Source organism: Acinetobacter sp. neg1, from assembly GCF_000788125.1.
GTDB classification, from domain to species: Bacteria; Pseudomonadota; Gammaproteobacteria; order Pseudomonadales; family Moraxellaceae; genus Acinetobacter; species Acinetobacter vivianii.
The window spans coordinates 64,251-83,325 of sequence record NZ_JSZD01000015.1 but is presented as its reverse complement, the minus strand read 5'-3'; the positions used below and the strand labels follow the sequence as shown (position 1 = coordinate 83,325).

General features: G+C 36.3%; 13 protein-coding genes. 8 read left to right on the top strand and 5 right to left on the bottom strand.

Going from position 1 to position 19,075, the window contains the following annotated elements; all coding sequences use genetic code 11:
• Positions 1-21 precede the first annotated feature (21 nt).
• Entirely contained in the window at positions 22-1,662 is a 1,641-nt protein-coding gene (gene bfmS, locus PJ15_RS11375) for a sensor histidine kinase BfmS (RefSeq protein ID WP_004770763.1), read from the bottom strand.
• A 106-nt stretch (positions 1,663-1,768) separates the two neighbouring features.
• Positions 1,769-2,485: a response regulator transcription factor BfmR gene (gene bfmR, locus PJ15_RS11370; RefSeq protein WP_004770762.1), complete on the bottom strand. Its 717-nt coding sequence runs from the start codon at positions 2,483-2,485 to the stop codon at positions 1,769-1,771.
• A gap of 544 nt (positions 2,486-3,029) precedes the next feature.
• On the opposite strand from bfmR, the gene PJ15_RS11365 reads away from it, so the two are divergent.
• The 3 genes from PJ15_RS11365 to PJ15_RS11360 all read left to right on the top strand — a co-directional run bounded on the left by PJ15_RS11365 (position 3,030) and on the right by PJ15_RS11360 (position 7,498).
• Positions 3,030-5,870, top strand: a complete 2,841-nt coding sequence (locus tag PJ15_RS11365; protein WP_047430886.1) for a ribonucleoside-diphosphate reductase subunit alpha — start codon at positions 3,030-3,032, stop codon at positions 5,868-5,870.
• 69 nt (positions 5,871-5,939) lie between these two features.
• Entirely contained in the window at positions 5,940-6,071 is a 132-nt protein-coding gene (locus PJ15_RS18395) for a hypothetical protein (protein WP_004655460.1), read from the top strand.
• Positions 6,072-6,214: 143 nt separating this feature from the next.
• On the top strand, positions 6,215-7,498 hold the full coding sequence (locus PJ15_RS11360; RefSeq protein WP_004770757.1) for a ribonucleotide-diphosphate reductase subunit beta: 1,284 nt from the start codon (positions 6,215-6,217) through the stop codon (positions 7,496-7,498).
• A 384-nt stretch (positions 7,499-7,882) separates the two neighbouring features.
• Here PJ15_RS11360 and PJ15_RS11355 read toward each other — a convergent pair whose 3' ends face one another.
• Genes PJ15_RS11355 through PJ15_RS11345 form a run of 3 tightly spaced genes read right to left on the bottom strand, consistent with a single transcriptional unit; the run spans position 7,883 to position 12,579 of the window.
• Entirely contained in the window at positions 7,883-10,237 is a 2,355-nt protein-coding gene (locus tag PJ15_RS11355; RefSeq protein WP_047430881.1) for an AAA family ATPase, read from the bottom strand.
• Entirely contained in the window at positions 10,230-10,943 is a 714-nt protein-coding gene (locus PJ15_RS11350) for an ABC-three component system middle component 1 (protein ID WP_047430878.1), read from the bottom strand. Before PJ15_RS11350 ends, PJ15_RS11355 begins: the two co-directional genes overlap by 8 nt.
• Positions 10,936-12,579, bottom strand: coding sequence for an ABC-three component system protein (locus tag PJ15_RS11345; RefSeq protein ID WP_047430875.1), 1,644 nt, complete (start codon positions 12,577-12,579; stop codon positions 10,936-10,938). The genes PJ15_RS11350 and PJ15_RS11345 overlap by 8 nt, the downstream gene beginning before the upstream one ends.
• A gap of 402 nt (positions 12,580-12,981) precedes the next feature.
• Here PJ15_RS11345 and PJ15_RS11340 point away from each other — a divergent pair, with 402 nt between their 5' ends.
• From PJ15_RS11340 to PJ15_RS11320, 5 genes are all read left to right on the top strand, one after another.
• On the top strand, positions 12,982-13,209 hold the full coding sequence (locus PJ15_RS11340) for a DNA-binding protein (RefSeq protein WP_047430872.1): 228 nt from the start codon (positions 12,982-12,984) through the stop codon (positions 13,207-13,209).
• 217 nt (positions 13,210-13,426) lie between these two features.
• A complete protein-coding gene (locus tag PJ15_RS11335; RefSeq protein ID WP_047430870.1) occupies positions 13,427-14,140 on the top strand; it encodes a TnsA endonuclease N-terminal domain-containing protein in 714 nt (237 codons plus the stop codon).
• Positions 14,137-15,975, top strand: coding sequence for a Mu transposase C-terminal domain-containing protein (locus PJ15_RS11330; protein ID WP_047430868.1), 1,839 nt, complete (start codon positions 14,137-14,139; stop codon positions 15,973-15,975). Before PJ15_RS11335 ends, PJ15_RS11330 begins: the two co-directional genes overlap by 4 nt.
• A gap of 1 nt (position 15,976) precedes the next feature.
• Positions 15,977-16,930, top strand: a complete 954-nt coding sequence (locus tag PJ15_RS11325; RefSeq protein WP_047430865.1) for a TniB family NTP-binding protein — start codon at positions 15,977-15,979, stop codon at positions 16,928-16,930.
• Entirely contained in the window at positions 16,927-18,918 is a 1,992-nt protein-coding gene (locus PJ15_RS11320; protein ID WP_047430863.1) for a TniQ family protein, read from the top strand. Before PJ15_RS11325 ends, PJ15_RS11320 begins: the two co-directional genes overlap by 4 nt.
• Positions 18,919-19,075: the final 157 nt, after the last annotated feature.

Sequence of the window (19,075 nt, the reverse complement as noted above, 5' to 3'; positions counted from 1 at the left end):
TCACCATTCCTTTTTCTTTGATTATTTCTTTAAGACTTGCTTATATCGTTTTGCGGGCCAAGTCATGATAAAACGTGCACCGCCCAGATTTGGACTCTGATCAACCTGAATGGTACCACCAAACCAGTAAGCAATACGGCTGACAATCGACAAACCAAGTCCATAACCACCCGAAGCACGAGTACGACTATCATCCAGACGCGCAAAGGCTTCAAAGATACGGGCGCGCTCCTGCTCAGGAATCCCCGGTCCATCATCTTCAACGCAGACATAGGCATTGCCATCAGCACGGATACCACCACTAATACGCACCTTATGGTCACAGTAGCGCACGGCATTTCCAACCAGATTTTGCACCACACGGTGTAGATAGCGACGCTCTGCATCGACCTGCAACGCCATTGGTGGTGCAATCAACTCGATTTCTTTTTGCGTCTTCAGTGCTTCCGTTTCCATTGCCACTTGGTCTAGAACTTCAACCAGTATAATTTCTTCGAAATCAAGAGATGGTGTGCCCTGCTCCAGTTTGGCATAGGTCATGATTTCATCAATCAGGGTATTGAGTGCTTCAATATCCTTATCAATCATATCGACTTGCTGGATGCGGTAGTTATAGTCATCTTCCTCTGCCAGCATTTCCATCCCAAAACGGATTCGTGCGACAGGGGTTCTGAGTTCATGTGATACCGCACGCATCAATTCACGCTGCGCTTCAATCAAACGCTGAATATGATCCGACATATTGTTATAACTTGATGCCAGATTTGCCATCTCATCGGTTCCTTCAATCGGAACACGTAAAGACAAATCACCTGACTTCATCTTGTTCAAGGCATAACGTACCTGACGGATTTTACGTTCAAGCGGCAGAATCAAACCGTAAACACCCAAACTCAGCAAGAATAAGCTAAATAAGGTAATCCCTGCTGAAAGCTGGAATGGCATCCAGTTAAACATCGGCACTGGGCCTAAGATCAGCACTTGTGCAGGATGGTTTGGCATTGGAGACACAATTGAAATGGTCGTGCCACGGACTGTTGCACTGTCTTTATAAAGCAAGATACTTTGATCTTGGCGTAAACGACCAATTTGCTCTGAATCCAAATTAATATCTTTAATATCTGCAATTTCAATCGGATAATAGAAATGCTTTTTGATTCGGTCTAAATATTCGCGCTCTTGTCCGGGATAGAAAATCAAATAATCCAGCACAAAAATTGGCAGCGCCTTCATCTGGCGTTCGCCAATTTTATCCACTTTGATATAGAGAAAATGCTTGGGATCGTCTTTTAGACCGATAATAATATAGCCAATCCCATTATTGGCATCATAACGAACCACCGACTTTTGCTCGGCAATGCGCTTTTTCTCGGTACGCGATAACTCTACCCGTTCCGCATCCACATAGTAGATTGGTAATTCCAGCAAATCAGATGCATCGGAAATCCAGTCGAGTTTCTGTTGTTTTTCTGGCTGGCGAGATACTCCCTCACTAATGACATAAGAAATGCCATCGGTCAGAGATTCACGATATTCTTGTGCCCGTTGGTAGTTGATAATCTGCACCAGCAAATAACAAAATGCGGCAACCACAACAACCAAAACCACCAAGCCAGCATAAATACGCAAGAATATGCTGTTTTTCAGTACTCGACTTACCATAAGCTAAATAATTCCAAGCTCATTAAAACCCCGCTTGAGCAGCCTGCTACGCAAGTCCTTAGCAGAAAGGAAAGAATCCCCCTTAAAGAAGGAGGATTCCAGGGATTTAGATCCCGTTGGTTTCTTTAACGAAGAGATAACCTTTACTACGTACTGTTTTAATACGTTTTGGATTTTCTGGGTCATCACCGATTTTTGGACGGATACGCGAGATACGTACGTCAATCGAACGGTCTTGACCGTCATATTCGATACCGCGTAAACGCTCGAAGATATCTTCACGAGACAAGATACGGCCTGCATTTGAAGCAAGTAACCATAACAAGTCATATTCAGCGCTGGTGAAATCAACCAGATCACCATTTAAAGTCACTGAACGACCACCGTTATCAATCACAAGATCATCAAACTCGATACGTTGTGCAACTTCGTCTTCAACCGTCTTATCGGTACGACGTAATAAGGCACGAATACGCGCTAACAGTACGCGTGGCTGAACAGGCTTGGCAACATAGTCATCTGCACCCATTTCTAGCCCCAGTACCTGATCCATATCTTCGGTACGCGCAGTTAACATCAAGATGGGTTGATGATAATGCGGACGTACTTCACGACAAACGGTCAGGCCATCTGCACCAGGTAACATCACATCGAGAACCACTAAATCTGGTTGCTCGCTGATAATACGACGAATGGCACGATTACCATCAGTTTCAACACCAACTTCTAAACCGTTACGAATCAAATACTCTTGTGTTAAACGCGCTAAACGCTCGTCATCTTCAACAATCAAAATCTTCGGTAACTTTTCTTCTTGGCTCATTTGTTGCCCCTAAAATCTGAGTGAATCTGTCTATGAAATCTGACAGATACATTGGTTTATGAATTGCAATATACACACGTTTACATTGTAAACAAGTAGCCGTTCACCAAACTGATACACGCTTACCCTGTTTTGTTATCTTTTTATTAAAATTATGAATTTTAATATATTTTTCAGAATTGTAAGCGTTTTTTCTTCAGGATGGATGTTTAGTATAGATTTTGTGCCAATGTTAAACAATTTGTTTCTTTCTTCGCCTATAACAATTTAAGTGTCTGTTTTTTGACTTATCCACAGAGTTATCTATAAGCCTTTTTTAATGGCTTTGTTATGCTATGTCCCTGTGAATTCAGCAGTTAAGACATGAAAAAAAAATTAGTAAAATGTCAAGGATTGATCTAGTACTAAAAATCCCGTATCTTGTGTTGAAAATAAACTTTAACCACTAAGTATTGTGTTTATCCCTCAAACATCGTGGCATGCTTTTTGCTCGATTCAAACGGTCAATGAACATAAAAATAGATGATAATGGAGCTATGCTGACATGAGCATCATCACTTCTACTCCTGGCCAACTTCAGGTCATTAAGCGCACCGGTGAGATTGCGCCATTTAATGCCGAGAAAATTTCTGTTGCGATTGGGAAAGCATTTCTAGCTGTTGAAGGTCAACAAGGTACTGACTCTAGTCGTATCCATGATCGCATCACCCAACTTACAGAAATGGTTATGAACACATTTAACCGTCGCCTACCTTCTGGTGGCACGATCCATATCGAAGAAATTCAGGATCAGGTTGAATTGGCCCTGATGCGTACTGGCGAGCAAAAAGTTGCCCGTGCGTATGTGATCTATCGTGACCAACGCGCAAGTGCCCGTCAGCAAACTGGTGCGAACCATCACCCTACTCTTCAGATCACCGACAGCAATGGCCAGCTCCAGCCATTAGATCTTGATGCGTTGACTGCAACCATCCAGACTGCAAGCGAAGGTTTGGAAGGTATTGATGTTCAAGCGATCGTTGATGAGACCGTTAAAAACTTATATAACGGCGTAAAAGAAAGCGATATCGCGACGACCATGATGATGGCGACCCGTACGCGTATCGAACAAGAGCCAAACTATACTTATGTGACTGCACGTTTATTATCAAATGAATTGGTGAGCACTGGTCTTGAATTCTTAGGTCTACCTTCAGATACACCAGAAGGCAATGCTTTAGAAACCTTCTTGAAGAAAGGTATTGAGCTTGATCTTCTTTCTGCTGACCTGCTTGACTTTGACCTTGAAAAATTGGCAGCTGCAATCAAGCCAGAGCGCTCAAACCAGTTTACCTATTTAGGTCTACAAACTTTATTTGACCGTTACTTCATTCACTCGAATGGCATACGTTTCGAATTACCACAATTATTCTTTATGCGTGTATCAATGGGTCTTGCACTCAACGAAGAACATAAAGAAGACCGCGCAATCGAATTCTATGACTTATTGTCTAGCTTCGATTACATGGCATCTACACCAACCCTGTTTAACTCAGGTACGTTACGTCCACAGTTATCAAGCTGTTACTTAACCACGATTGGTGATGACCTGTATGACATTTACGGCGCAATGCGTGACAACGCAATGCTGTCAAAATGGGCTGGCGGTTTAGGTAATGACTGGACACCTGTACGTGCATTGAACTCTTATATCAAAGGCACCAACGGTAAATCACAAGGTGTTGTACCATTCCTTAAAGTTGCGAATGATACAGCGGTTGCGGTTAACCAGGGTGGTAAGCGTAAAGGTGCAGTCTGTGCGTACCTCGAAACTTGGCACTTGGATGTTGAAGAATTCCTAGAGCTACGTAAAAACACGGGTGATGACCGTCGTCGTACCCATGACATGAACACTGCAAACTGGGTTCCTGACCTATTCATGCAACGTGTATTTGAAGATGCGGAATGGACACTGTTCACCCCTTCTGAAACACCAGACCTGCATGACTTAACAGGTGCTGAATTTGCTGAGCGTTATGCACACTACGAAGCTGTAGCAAAAGAACAAAACATGCTACATAAGAAAGTACGTGCGAAAGACTTATGGCGCAAAATGCTTTCGATGTTATTCGAAACAGGTCATCCGTGGATCACGTTCAAAGATGTATGTAACTTACGTTCACCACAACAACACGTGGGCGTGGTTCACTCATCGAACTTGTGTACAGAAATCACCTTAAATACAAACCAAGACGAAATCGCGGTATGTAACTTAGGTTCGATCAACCTTGTACAACACGTTCAAGGTGGTGTGTTAGACCGTGAAAAGCTTGCTCGCACAGTAAAAACTGCAGTACGCATGCTCGATAACGTAATCGACATCAACTACTACGCTGTTCCACAAGCGAAAAACTCAAACATGAAACACCGCCCTGTAGGTATGGGTATCATGGGCTTCCAAGATGCATTATATGAAATGAATCTTGCGTATGGTTCTGACGCAGCAGTTGATTTTGCTGATGAATCAATGGAAGTGATCAGCTACTACGCAATCGAAACATCAAGCAACCTTGCAATCGAACGTGGTGCTTACTCAACATTCAAAGGTTCATTGTGGGATCAAGGTATCTTGCCAATCGACTCTTTAGAAATCGTTGCAAAATCACGTCCAGAACGCATGTTCGAAGTGGATCGTACACAACGTTTAGACTGGGACGCTTTACGTGCCAAAGTTCAAAAAGACGGTATGCGTAACTCGAATGTGATGGCGATTGCACCAACAGCAACCATTTCAAACATTTGTGGTGTGTCTCAATCAATTGAGCCAACATTCCAGAACTTGTATGTGAAATCTAACCTGTCTGGTGAATTTACTGTGATCAACCCTTACCTTGTTCGTGCATTAAAAGAACGTGGTCTTTGGGATACAGTGATGGTAAACGACCTGAAACACTTCGAAGGTTCGGTTCAAAAGATTGCACGTATTCCTGACGAATTAAAAGCAATCTTCGCAACAGCGTTTGAAGTGGATACACGCTGGATCGTAGATGCTGCATCACGTCGTCAAAAATGGATCGACCAAGCACAGTCATTGAACCTTTACATCGCTGGCGCGAATGGTAAGAAACTTGACATCACGTATAAGATGGCATGGTTACGTGGTCTTAAAACCACATATTACCTCCGAGCTTTAGGTGCGACCTCTGCTGAGAAATCAACCATTAATACTGGTGCACTCAATGCAGTAAAACCAGCATCGGTTGAAGCGCCTGTGGTTGCAGCAGCACCTGCGGCGGTTGCAGAGAAAAAACCAGAAACTCCAGTTGAAGAAGATGGTTTTACGACAGCAGCACCAGTACCAATGGCTTGTTCAATCGACAATCCAGACTGTGAAGCTTGTCAGTAATTAAATCCGCATACGCCCTTCTCACTCTAGAAGGGCCTTGCAAGATTTAAATCTATAGAGGCATAGATCATGTTCCATCTCAGTCATAATTATCAATTTGGTGTGATTGTTCTGATTTGTGCCTTTCTAGTGTTTTATATCCCCCTCGTTTACGCGTTTTTTAAAATACGTAGACAACAGCGTAATCAAAATAAGTCTTAGGGATTGTCAGTGCCCACTGGTCACTTATAAAAAATCAATCAATAAAACTTAATTTTGCTTACACAAATTGAGCGTATAGTAAGGACATCTTCTTGATTGAGATGTCTTCATAAAAGATATAAAGCAACGAAGAGAGAATTGATATGTCTATCCTTAGTTGGGACGATTTTGAAGATGATTCGCAAAAACCGACTGCACCTGAACACAAGTCTGCGCCCATCGACACGCAAAAAACGGTTAATACGCAAGTGGTATCTGATTCAGAGCAATCATCGCCGCGCGTGGCAGCTCCACAATCCGCTGGAACCAGTACCGTGCGATCAACAGATTCAGCCGATTCGCTGGCTCGAGCATCTGCAGCCCTAGAACACTTAGACGTTGCACCAGGTTTAGAAGAACTTGAAATGGGCGCTCAGCGCGTTCAGGTTGATGATAAAGCCATGATCAACTGTCGTGCAGACTTGAACCAGCTTGTTCCATTCAAATACGAATGGGCTTGGCAGAAGTACCTTGACGGGTGTGCAAACCACTGGATGCCACAAGAAGTCAACATGAACCACGATATCGCACTTTGGAAGTCTGAAAATGGCTTAACCGAAGATGAGCGTACCATTATCATGCGTTCTTTAGGTTTCTTCTCGACTGCCGACTCATTGGTTGCAAACAACTTGGTATTGGCGATTTACCGTCACATTACTAACCCTGAATGCCGTCAGTACATCTTGCGTCAAGCATTTGAAGAAGCGATTCACACCCATGCTTACCAATACTGTATCGAATCTTTAGGTATGGACGAAGGCGAAGTCTTCAACATGTACCGCGAGATTCCAAGTGTTGCGCGTAAAGCATCATGGGGCTTGAAGTACACTCAATCTTTAAGTGACCCTACTTTCAACACAGGTACACCTGAAAACGACCAACGTTTACTTCGTAACTTGATCGCATTCTACTGTGTTCTTGAAGGGATCTTCTTCTACTGTGGTTTTACTCAAATCTTGAGTATGGGTCGTCGTAACAAAATGAATGGTGTTGCTGAGCAGTTCCAGTACATCTTGCGTGATGAGTCTATGCACTTGAACTTCGGTATCGACATGATCAACCAGATCAAAATCGAGAACCCGCACTTGTGGACTGCTGAGTTCCAAGAAGAAGTGATTCAAATGATTCTTGAAGGCACTATGCTTGAGATCGAATATGCGCGTGATACCATGCCACGTGGTGTATTGGGTATGAATGCAAGCATGATGGAAGAATACTTGAAGTTCATCTGTAACCGTCGTTTAGCGCAGCTTGGTTTACCAGAGCAGTTTGCTGGTGTAACCAACCCGTTTGGCTGGATGTCTGAGATGATGGACTTGCGTAAAGAGAAGAACTTCTTTGAAACGCGTGTAACGGATTACCAAACTGGTGGTGCGTTAAGCTGGTAAGTTTGATTATGCGTTGAACGACACATCAGTTGTCATAAACGACACAACACCTGTCATGGAACGACATGACAGGTGTCATAGTTAAAGTTTACGTTGAACAATACGCCATATTTTTATTTCTAAAGTTATAAAAACAGAATCTTTATCAAACCAAAAATTATAAAAAATTAAAGATTTTAAGCTATAACCACTCAGCTATTCTCAGCTATCATTTTTTATAAATATACTAACATCATTAAAAACTAACCAACTCTATCTTATTAAAAAATAAATTAAAATTTATCATGAATACATCTTTAAATGCATAAAATAGTTGTTTAAAATGGAACCAACCTAAAATATAAGTTAGCTCCATTTTTAAAAACTAAATTAATATAAAAGTACTTATCCGACTAATCTTTCCTTTTTTAAATTCAGGACTTTGACCATATTACCGTTTTGATATTTGTAAGAAAAATAATTTGAAGTTTGTCTTTCATGTGTAGAAATCACGACTTGATAATTTAAAAACTCATTTCTAAGAAGTTGAACAAAAGAAGCTAAATTAATTTCATCCATTGTTTGCACAGGATCATCAATCAGCAAAGTACCAAATTTAGTAGGATATACTTTATTCATAGCCAATGTAAAAGATAGGATTATGCCCGATAACTGACCTGAGCTCATTGTATTCCAAGCATCATGTTCATGTGTTAAGTTTGATACAAAGCGAATATATCCAGACTCACGTAAATTTTCAGCAGACTGTAGATATGCCCCATTCCCATCAGGTCTAGTTTGTAATATTTTACTACTATAAATATGAAAGGGTATCGCAATTTGTTTAGCAACATTTAACTCATATTTTTTTATAGCACTATTATACTTATTAAACATAGATCTTACTAATTCAAATTTTTCATTTATAATTAATTTTTTAGCTTTTAGTTCAAAAATTTTTCTAGAGTTTTCTTTTAAAGCACTTGACTTTGACTTTAAATTTTCAAATTTCAAGAAGTTAATATCTTTAATAAGATCCAAAACATCAATATTATTTCCAGAGTTATTAATAAGAACTCCATTACTCTCTGAAATATTATAATTATTTATAATATAAAAATAATCAGAATAACTCTTATTAGCAACAGACAAAGAAATTAAACTCTTGAGATACAAAATAAATGAATTAACTTTGGCAGGTAAATTTCCTCCAATAAAATTATAACTGTCTAATTTGGTAAATTGAGCAACATCTACATTCGAATTTTCAAACCACAATCTTAATTTATCCATACTAAGCCAATCATCTTTAGAGATTAATTGTTCACCTAATGCTGGCAACAAATCAGTAAATCGTTCATATTTCTCTATAAAATAAATTGACTTACTCTTGCATTCTTTTATGAATCCATCATTTAGAGCATCTATTATAATATTAAGCTCCTCTAAAGCCTCATCTTTCAACCCATCAAAAAAAATAGTTTGTTCATCATATGCAATCCAAAGATCAGATATAGAAGATTTATAATTCCCGCAAAAAGGACATTTAGAAGTTGTATTTTCAAAACTTAAATGCATTTCATAATGATTTTTTAAGTTATTCCTCGAATTAATGATTTTAGCAACTATATCTTGAAATCCAGATATTTTACTTTTTAAAACTTTATAAGAGTCTATTCTAGACTTGTATTGGAGTGCAACTCTTGGAAATTGTTTAGAAAAGGCATCAATAATATTTAATTCTATAGAATCAGTATTGGTTTTTATAATTTCTTTGTGCTTTTCAATCTTTCTTGCAAGCTCCTCAATCCAACGAATATGTCTTTCAATTTTGTAAACTTTATCATAATTTCTTATATGACCACTTTTAATGATATCTGAGATTTGTTTCCTTCTATTTAACAAAATATAATTAATATCATGATCAAATTTAATTTTTTTAAATGTATTAGAATTATTTAAAATCCAAACTAATTCATTTATATTGTTTAAATGATCATTTATATCTAAATTTAAATCTAGATTTATTTTACCACTCGGTTTAATCCCCTCCTCCAACCCACTATTAAAATCAGAAGTTAAAGCTGACTCCAATATTTTATTTTCGTCTTCGAGTTTACTTATTTCTTCATCCTGCTCTTTCAACAAATCAGAGAGTTGATTTTTTACTTTATTTAAAATCTGCTTATCATTTGTTTGATTGCTCGTACCAAAAAGATAGCTGATTTTATCATGTCTCTCATTTTCTTTTGTTTTTAAAAAGTGAAATGTTTCTTCCTGTTGAATATAATTAAAAATATCAAAAGTATCTTTTATGTTATTGTTTTTTAAAACACCTTCTAAAGACACATCATCGATATAATTAAGATTCAATAAATCTGCATTATCTTCTGGCCAAATTTTTAAAAATTTTACATCAGCTTTACAGTTTTTCGGCTTATTACTATCTTGTGTAGTTTCTTTAGGAATTAAAGCATGTATCACTAATATTGTTTCTTGATTACATACCAACTCCAAAAAAACATTGGTAGGTTTATTTAAGTCATATTTAAGTAAATGTGTACTTTTTTGTTTATTATCAGTATTAATGAGTCGGCCAATCTCACCAGTAATGCAAAGTTCAATCGCATCAAATACTGTGGTTTTACCAAAACCATTCGGACCATCAAGAATAAATAAATCAGTAGATCTAAAGTCTATTTCATATAGCCCTTCGAAAGACTTAAAATTTTCGACACTCAATCTACCTAATTTAATCATTTTTATGCCCCAAAGTTTTAACCCAATTATTAATCGAAATATCACTGGTTAACTGTAAGAGCTCTGGTAGTATCTCTAATTCTTGTTCACTTAGTGAATCTGCAATCATTTTATCTAAATTCAACAATTCTTTCTCTTCGATTTCCAGCTTCATGAATGGTAACTTTTCAAATAATTTCACTATGAACTTATACTCATCATCCTGACCATTTAAGTATTTCTCATATCTACTAATATTCGACACAACATCATTAAAATAAACTGTGAAATTTAAATTAAGGTCGTTTATTTTTAAACTTTCAAACTCTTTAGCACTATAATAAATAATTTGTTTTTTAAAAAAATATAAATCCTCCTCAACAACAGACACTTCTTTAAACAAATCTTTATCTGGTATTTCATCAGGGTGTTTAGTAGAAACTACTAAATAAGTATTTTTTTCGAAAAAATGTGTAATTTCAGTTTTCTCACCTAAACCATACAAATGGTCTTTAAAATTTGTTGCCAAAGCAACCTGAATATCATTATTTATATATTTTAATTTATCAAAATCAAGTTCTAAAAAAACTATATAATCAAAATTATTATTACTAACAACTGTGATGTTTTTTAAAACATGATCTGCCACCTTAAATTCATCAACCACAAATGAATTTAAATTATGCTCTAAAGTTAATTTATTAAAAACACCAGTCAAATCAAGCATCGTTTATTTCCTTTAAAGCATCTTTTAATGACATAAATCTAACACCATTAATGTTTGTAATTTCATTCTTTGATTCAACATTTTCTCCCTCATAAATTGCCTCCACCAATGTATTCACTTTTATAAATCTATTTGTTATTACATGTTCAGTTGCTGTTTTGGCTAATAAATGAGTTGCATCTAAAAATTTAATATTATTTTCTTGTATCCCATGTAGGCACCTAGTTACATAATACTCCCACTCATCCTCTTGCTTATTAGCAAATGATATTGTTGATGGATGAAAAACTTTATCACCAGTTTTTATAATAAAACCTGAGTGTTCCTTATTAATGCTTTGAATAAAATATAAAAAAGTATCTCTAACAACATCTTTGTTTGCGATTTCATTGTAAAAAAAAGCACATGCATTACGTTTTTTTATATGCGGTGAAAGACGAATAAACAAATCAGCATATCCTATTTTTTCACCATTAAATACAACAGATCTATATTTTTCCAACTTAATTTTTTTGTTTTTATTTAACTCTACATTTATCCCATTATTAATAAAACTTTCTATTTTTTCAATTTCTTCAAGACATGCATCCTCAAAAATTCTCATACAAAAACCTTCCCAGTACTCTGAGTCTTGCTTTGTAAATAGAATTTTTAATGGGGCAATAAACTCTGAATACTTAATTACATCTCTAGTCTCTAAAAATCCTTTTCCTTGATCTTTTTTATCTCTTATATTTTTATGTCTTTTAACAATATGTGAATCTATTATCTTCAACAACAATGCTTGATATAATAAAATTTGATCAGTTATAAAAGTTTCATCAGGTTGAGTCTTTTTTAAAATCTCTAGAATTAAATAATCTATCTCACTTAGTATTTCTGAATCACTCATTTCAAGAGTGTATTCATTTTGTGTATCGAAACCTAAAAAAATATTTAAAGTAGAGAGAGATTTTAGTCCATTAACAGTACTTTTATGGTGATCAGGCATTCCTTCATACAGATGCAACTCATTTCTCGGACTTGTTACTTTTTCAGCTGTATGAAAATATACTTTTGATGCACTAAAGGCATTATTAGTAAATGACTCAAAGTCATTTAGTAATCTTTCTAAATCACTCCTATCTATATTTTCAATTTCATTTTTAACGCTTTTCCAGTCTTTCACTAATCTATATTCTGCATCCAAATATCCCGCTTGGATTACTTCATCTAACTTATCCTTTATAACTTTGTATTTTTTTTCTTTCTTTGCATCATCATCAACACAATCAGCATAATCATAATTCAATTTTATATATTTAATAAAATCTGTTTCTGACAATCTGCATAACTTTCGATTTAATATAGTTACTATTGCACTTATATGGCTACTAAAGCTTGTCCCTTCTTTATGTTTAACCTGATGTAATGAAATATATGATTCATTATTTTTAATAGAAAAATCTTCTATCCATTCATATTCTATCGAATATGAATCAAGAAAATTATTAAATTCAACAGAATTTATATCTGAGCTAGTTAGTTTTTCTAAAATATTTTTTAAGCAAACATACAATCCAACTTTCCCTTGATAATTGAATCCATTCCAACTAGGAACAGCATCATGTAGGGAACTTTTAACATCTTCAGCCATTGAATTATCACTTTACAAAACGGTTTCAAGATACTTTTTTAATTTCACTAATTTATCCATAGTTTATAAAAAATTATAAAAAAATCAAATAACTTTCCACATTTTTGAATTTAAATCCTTTTAACATCTTTTGCTTAATATTTAAGCCTAAGAAATTAGACTTAGTGTAAAAATTGGATACTCAATCTTTTCTTTAAATTTTATACTTTTTTGTCATTTGTCATAAATTTCTCAAGAATTAAGGTGTTGATTTTTAAATGAGAATAGATATAAAAAATTATGTGTGACTTTCATATAGTAGACAATATATTGAAAAATAATAATTTTTTATAAAATAATTCTTGAGTTTTGGCTTCTATACTTATATTTTTAGATTATTAATGGTTATAAAGTAATCTTTCCATGATGAGAACATCTCAAGAAGTAAGAAGTGAACTTCAGAAACGAGGTCTATCTATTGCGGATTGGGCTCGTCAGAATGGATTCACCCCTGAACTAGTTCATCAAGTATTAAACTCAAATAGAGTACCTATTCGTGGCAAAAGTCATGAAATAGCGGTAATGCTCGGTTTAAAAGATGGAATTATTGAACCAGATTTTACTTTTGAAAAAATCAAGGAGGAAAAATAATGGGAAATTAAACATACAGAAATAAAAACGGACCCTTTCGGATCCGTTGGTTCTACACTACTCAAAGGTAATCTAGAGACCTCAGACCCCTAGTATCTTCTGTGTAGAACCATACGTCAAGTCTTTCACATCTATCTTTTTAGGTGTGATGGGCTTATTTATCCCTAGAAAACAACACTCTATGGATACATATGCTTCAAAAACATGGAGATATAATATGTCTTATCCTATAAGCCACACACAACAACATATACAGCAACTCATTTTTGAACAGATCCATTCAGCATTTAATCAAAAACCCAATATTGCTGGAACACTACATGGTCAGCGTCGTATTTATCAAGGCTGCTTAGAACGTCGAACTTCTCTTTTTCCCAGCCGTAAAGCTGGTGGTTCAGTTGCTTTAGAAAGCTTTCTGGAATTGGCTTATGCTGTACAACTAGAAAGTCATCCTGCGGTTGAATCTTATCGGACACAGGCCTTAAAAATTCCGATTGGACAAAATTTGGAACTTTATCCTGACTTTCTGATTCGTACTCAAAAAGGTGATTTTGAAGTCCATGAGGTTAAACCATCCATTCAACATCTATCCTTAGAAAGTCTTCAACGCTTTGAGAGACTAGCTTCCATTTTGGCGTCAATAAATATCCCTTTTAAGTTAGTTGATGCAAATACATTACCCCAACGCCAATCCCTAACACAATTATTGCATCTTTATTCTCGTGGCCATCTTCAGGACTGGACATCACTTGAAATTGAATTGGCACAAGACCTTTTGATTCGCTATGAATTGGATGATCTAGAACAAGCGTATAGCATTTTAGAAAAAGACCAATTGTCTCCACAACTTGCAGACTATTTGCTTTTCCATCAAATCATTCAAATCAAAAATGCCAAAAATAATCATCTTATGCTGGGAGTAGATCTATGAATACTTCCATTCCTATTCCCAGTATTGGTACTCGTTTTTTATTTCACGGTTCACAGTTTGAAATTAGCTTTATCGGTCATGGCATATGCCGATATTCTGCGATCGCTGGTGGTCGTATATTTCAAATTCCATATCATCAGTTTGAAGAATGGTATAAGTCTGGTCAGATTGAATATGATTTTAATACATCAAATTTGTTAGTTAATCCTGAGATGACAGCAAAAAAAATACGTAAATTTAGGTATATACAAGCCGCCCTATCTAAGCTACCACGCCCAACCGCAGTTCAACCATTAACGATATTAATTCAGCAGATTGCCAAAGAGATTCAAGACCAGATACCACCAAGCCCTAGATCTGTTGCACGATGGATTCGAGTATATCGATTAAGTAATCAGTGTACAGAGTCTCTTGAAAAGAAAAAATCAGGGAATCATTATTTCCGATTTTCTTTAGAAATCGAACGTCTAATCCATCAAGCCATCCAAGAAATTTACCTCTGTTCAGAGCGGCGAGATGGTAAAGATGTACTGGCGTTTATTGTTGGAAAAGCCATGGAACATGGCTGGACATCACATAAAATCCCTTGTTTACGAACGATTGAACGTCGTATCAATCGTTTAGATCCTTATGTAGTCATCAACGCAAAAAAGGGATCAAGTACTGCAAAAAAATTGTTAAAAGCTGCGGGACAATCCATCATTAGTCCAATTGTATTGGCTTTAGTCGAAATTGATACTCACTATCTGGATATCATTATTATTGATAGTACAACAGGGGGCATTTTAGGCCGCCCATTCCTATCATGTGCTATTGATGTTTATACCCGAGCCATCGTTGGAATTTACGTTAGTTTATATCCACCAAGTGCTCTAACGACGTTATGTGTGATTAGGAATATGATCACTCGATCTTATCAGGGCTTACCTGGGGGGATTCCTAGTCAAATTATCCCCGACAATGGCGTGGAGTTCAAAAATAATTCTTTTGCTCGACTATGTGAAACTTTAAAAATTACCATTACGCCATCACAGATCGGCACGCCAAATAATAAACCGCATATTGAAAGCTTCTTTAGAACATTAACTGAAGACTTAATCCAAAAATTACCTGGTACAACTTGCTCGAACCCCACAGCGAAAGGAGATTATAACGCCAGTAAAAATGCAAAAATGACACTTGTAGATATTCAAAAATATGCGGAGCAATGGATCAATGAGATTTATCACACACGTATTCATTCTGAAACCAATCGTGTACCTATACTTGATTGGGAAGGTGCCACAAAAATAGTTAAGCCAACTTCGCTTTCAGATGATGAGGCATCTGTACTATGCCGAAAACCTTACGAGCGTAGCATTAACAAGGGACGTGTCTTAATCGACTACTTGTATTATTTTTCCCCTGCTCTAGCAACCTTTGAACAACAGAAGCTCACCAAAGTGATTGTACTTGTTGATGAAATAGATTTAGGGCATGTATTTATCGTTGATCCGAATGATCCAACTAATCTCATCAAAGCTGAATGCACCAATCCTAGTTATGCACAGGGTTTGACCATGTATGCCCATCAGGAAGCACAAAAAATCAAAAAACAGATGGCTCAGGCAGATCTTAGACGTTTAGGTGAAAAGGCTAACCTTCTTGCCCGTTGGCATTTACTGAAAAAGATCCAAGAAGATTTACAGAGGAAAAAGCCCAAATTACGCCAACTAGTAATAGATTTTCCTGAAGAAATTAAAAATCTTTCAATGCCAATCAAGCCATCTCCAATCGTTGCGGAAGAACAGCAAGCCACCGATGGCTATACAGCGTTCTCTTCAATGGAGATCTAAGATGAATCATTCAATATCTATTCTTGAACGAGTTGCTCACATTAATCGCTTTATTGTACGCCATCCAGAATTTAATCACGCATTTCATGGCATCACTGAATGTATGCAAAAAAGTCAGACCTACCAAGAGCCGATTGGCAGTATTTTACACGCTGACGGTGGTCATGGTAAGACTTTGCTTTGTAGAGCCATTATCAAACAAATGCCATCTTATACAACTATCGTTGAGGGTTATGAAAAAACTATTATTCCTGCATTTTATGCTCAGGTTCCATCTCCAGCATCAGTCAAATCAGTGGCCAGTATGCTACTCAAGGAACTAGGAGATCCTAATCCAGCATCTGGAAATACGACTCAAATCTCGTTGCGACTGTGTCATTTACTGCGCCAATGTGAAACTAAACTGGTTTTTCTAGATGAGTTTCATCACCTCTTCCGTTTTCAAAAAACAACTACTAAATTAAATATTGTGGTGTGCGATTGGATTAAATCAATCGTTAATGAGACACAAATTAGCTTCTGCTTGGTTGGTCTATCACAGTTTGTTCCCTTATTAGAAATGGATTCACAGCTAACCCGACGATTTCAATATCACTATCCCTTGCATGCTCTGACAATAGGTTCATCTACATCATACGGCTCGATGTTTCCATTTCTTGCTGAAGTAGAAAATCAAATCAAAACCAGATGTGAAGTCACGTTTGATCAAAGTCTAAACTCACCCTTGATAACTACACAACTTTATGCTGCCACTGCTGGCAATCCAGCCTTTATCATGACACTTATCAAAGATAGTGTGCTATTTGCCCTTAAAGATAATCGAGAAATCATTACAACTCATGATTTCAGCAATGCATGGTTACAGGGAACGACAGCTAAAGTCAGTTTGACCAAAAGTGATCCTTTCAAGATGTCACGTAATATTTTGGCGAGTCAGATGAGGATTGCTCTATGAATTCTTATTCTTTATTAATTAAACCTATCCCCTATCCAGATGAAAGTGCGGCCAGCCTTTTAATTAGAGCTGCCGAGGCCAATGGGTTTTCTAGTGTTTATTCTCTTTGTAAAATTCAGTCAAGCAGTCCTGCCACAACACTCAGTAGTCATGTAACTCATCAAAAGCGATTTAGAAAACTACTTCATTTACTAGGCTTATCTGATGAATATGCATCACTAGCATTTGCACTAAGTGGCTCTACTCAAGCTATGCCAAGAAAATATTCTAAAATTATTTTAAAGCACAGCTTCTTTCGAAAAGATGTTCATGCTTTCTGCCCTAAATGTTTAAGTGAACAATCTTATTGGAGACGTCATTGGTTACTGCGCCCTTACACTGTATGTTTGAAACATGGCACACAGTTATACGATTGCTGTCCAAAATGTAAAAAAGCACTCAATATCAGTCGAAATAGAATTAATTTTTGTCTCAATTGTGAACATGACTTAAGAATATTACCAACTTATTCAAAGAATTCTGAGGCAATACAGTGGTTCATGGATACCATATACCATGGTGATCAAAAAATTATTAATCAACTATCAGATTATTGGTTAGCTTTAGAAAAGTTTGACTGGAAATCTAATAATATCGATGCCGATCATCAACGTATTCAAATGGCATATGAATACTTAACAAACCCCGAACAATCTAAGAAAACACTTATCCATATCATTAATTCAAGAGTTTCTAAAGCCCATCCTCAAATTCAGGCTGTCTATTTTAAAAAACAAAGTTCAATACTACGTGAATATGCAAATTCTATATTGGCCAATTGCAATCATGTTAATCAACCAGCAATAAATCACCTAAAACAGCTTTTTTCTTTGGATCAAACAAGGACCATTCTAGATATTTCCTATACTAGATTGAAAACCTTAATTCAAAAAGAAAAATTAGCCACCATAAAAAATGCTAGAGGGCTTATAAATATTAGTAGTATTGATATTGAACGGCTTCTGTTAGATGAGTCACATAAAGTACCGTTACTATGTCCACGTGTACAAAATGTTGCAAAGGGCGATCTTCTCACACTTCCAGAAATTGCAGGCCAATTGCAAATTCATAAGGAAATAGTTCGAGACCTTGGTGTCAAAGGTTGGTTAAAGCTTGATAAAAAGAAAGTGGATGGACATGTAAAAAATGTAGCACTACCAGAAATCATAGAAGAATTTAGCAAAAAATATATTTCTGTTGGAACCTTAGCTCGCCAGCTGAATGTTAATTCTACAAATCTAGCCGATAAGCTAAAGCATTTTGGCATTGAGCCTGTAGGAGGTCCTCACATTGATGGATTGAGAACAAACCTTTATCAACAAACTGATATTGAATGCATTACCACCGAAATGATCAATGACCTCAAAATTTATGAAACATATACAGGTCGTCCCTCAAAAAAAAGATTAAAAATGGTTCATTATGAATCAGATCCGACTTTATATTTTTCATTAAGACATACAAGTTCGAAATTACATATTAGCCCATCAAAAGTAGCTGTACTTGTTCAAAAGGGTATCTTAAAAAAAGATGAACACTGCCACTCAGTTATTAGAATAGAAAAGGCTTCTGTATCTATTTTGATAGAAGAGCTCAATCGTCAAGACTTTATTGCTCTAGAGGATGCTGCAAAAGAATTAGGATGTGCAATCAATTGGTTACATATTAATTGGATTAAAACAGGCTACCTAGAACTGCATGATTTTGTGTACTGGAAGTTTGTAAAGACGGACGATATAGACCAAGTAAAAGCTCTTCAAAAAGAATATATGACAGCAATCGAAGCTAGTAAGCTTTTGGGTATGCACCGCACTCACATCATTAATCTCAAAGCTCAAGGAAAAATTGATTCCATATCTTTTGGCGAATCAAATTCCTTAAATTTATATCGAAGAGAAGATGTATTAAAACTACTTAAACAGCAAAAAAATGGTGAGAGCTTGACCTAGTATACTATTTAAATCAATTATTTAGGCAGATACTAAGATTTTCCTCATCTCATACATCATAAGATAGTACCACTACCTGAAATCCAACTTTTTTATAGAAGTTAAGATGGCTTCGCACCCAAGTAATTATTTGGATGCGAATCTAATCTAAACATCA

What these genes read in the sequence shown, in the direction of transcription:
- bfmS (WP_004770763.1), bottom strand. Translation starts at nt 1,662, where the DNA reads ATGGTAAGTCGAGTACTGAAAAACAGCATATTCTTGCGTATTTATGCT.
- bfmR (WP_004770762.1), bottom strand. Translation starts at nt 2,485, where the DNA reads ATGAGCCAAGAAGAAAAGTTACCGAAGATTTTGATTGTTGAAGATGAC.
- PJ15_RS11365 (WP_047430886.1), top strand. Translation starts at nt 3,030, where the DNA reads ATGAGCATCATCACTTCTACTCCTGGCCAACTTCAGGTCATTAAGCGC.
- PJ15_RS18395 (WP_004655460.1), top strand. Translation starts at nt 5,940, where the DNA reads ATGTTCCATCTCAGTCATAATTATCAATTTGGTGTGATTGTTCTGATT.
- PJ15_RS11360 (WP_004770757.1), top strand. Translation starts at nt 6,215, where the DNA reads ATGTCTATCCTTAGTTGGGACGATTTTGAAGATGATTCGCAAAAACCG.
- PJ15_RS11355 (WP_047430881.1), bottom strand. Translation starts at nt 10,237, where the DNA reads ATGATTAAATTAGGTAGATTGAGTGTCGAAAATTTTAAGTCTTTCGAA.
- PJ15_RS11350 (WP_047430878.1), bottom strand. Translation starts at nt 10,943, where the DNA reads ATGCTTGATTTGACTGGTGTTTTTAATAAATTAACTTTAGAGCATAAT.
- PJ15_RS11345 (WP_047430875.1), bottom strand. Translation starts at nt 12,579, where the DNA reads ATGGCTGAAGATGTTAAAAGTTCCCTACATGATGCTGTTCCTAGTTGG.
- PJ15_RS11340 (WP_047430872.1), top strand. Translation starts at nt 12,982, where the DNA reads ATGATGAGAACATCTCAAGAAGTAAGAAGTGAACTTCAGAAACGAGGT.
- PJ15_RS11335 (WP_047430870.1), top strand. Translation starts at nt 13,427, where the DNA reads ATGTCTTATCCTATAAGCCACACACAACAACATATACAGCAACTCATT.
- PJ15_RS11330 (WP_047430868.1), top strand. Translation starts at nt 14,137, where the DNA reads ATGAATACTTCCATTCCTATTCCCAGTATTGGTACTCGTTTTTTATTT.
- PJ15_RS11325 (WP_047430865.1), top strand. Translation starts at nt 15,977, where the DNA reads ATGAATCATTCAATATCTATTCTTGAACGAGTTGCTCACATTAATCGC.
- PJ15_RS11320 (WP_047430863.1), top strand. Translation starts at nt 16,927, where the DNA reads ATGAATTCTTATTCTTTATTAATTAAACCTATCCCCTATCCAGATGAA.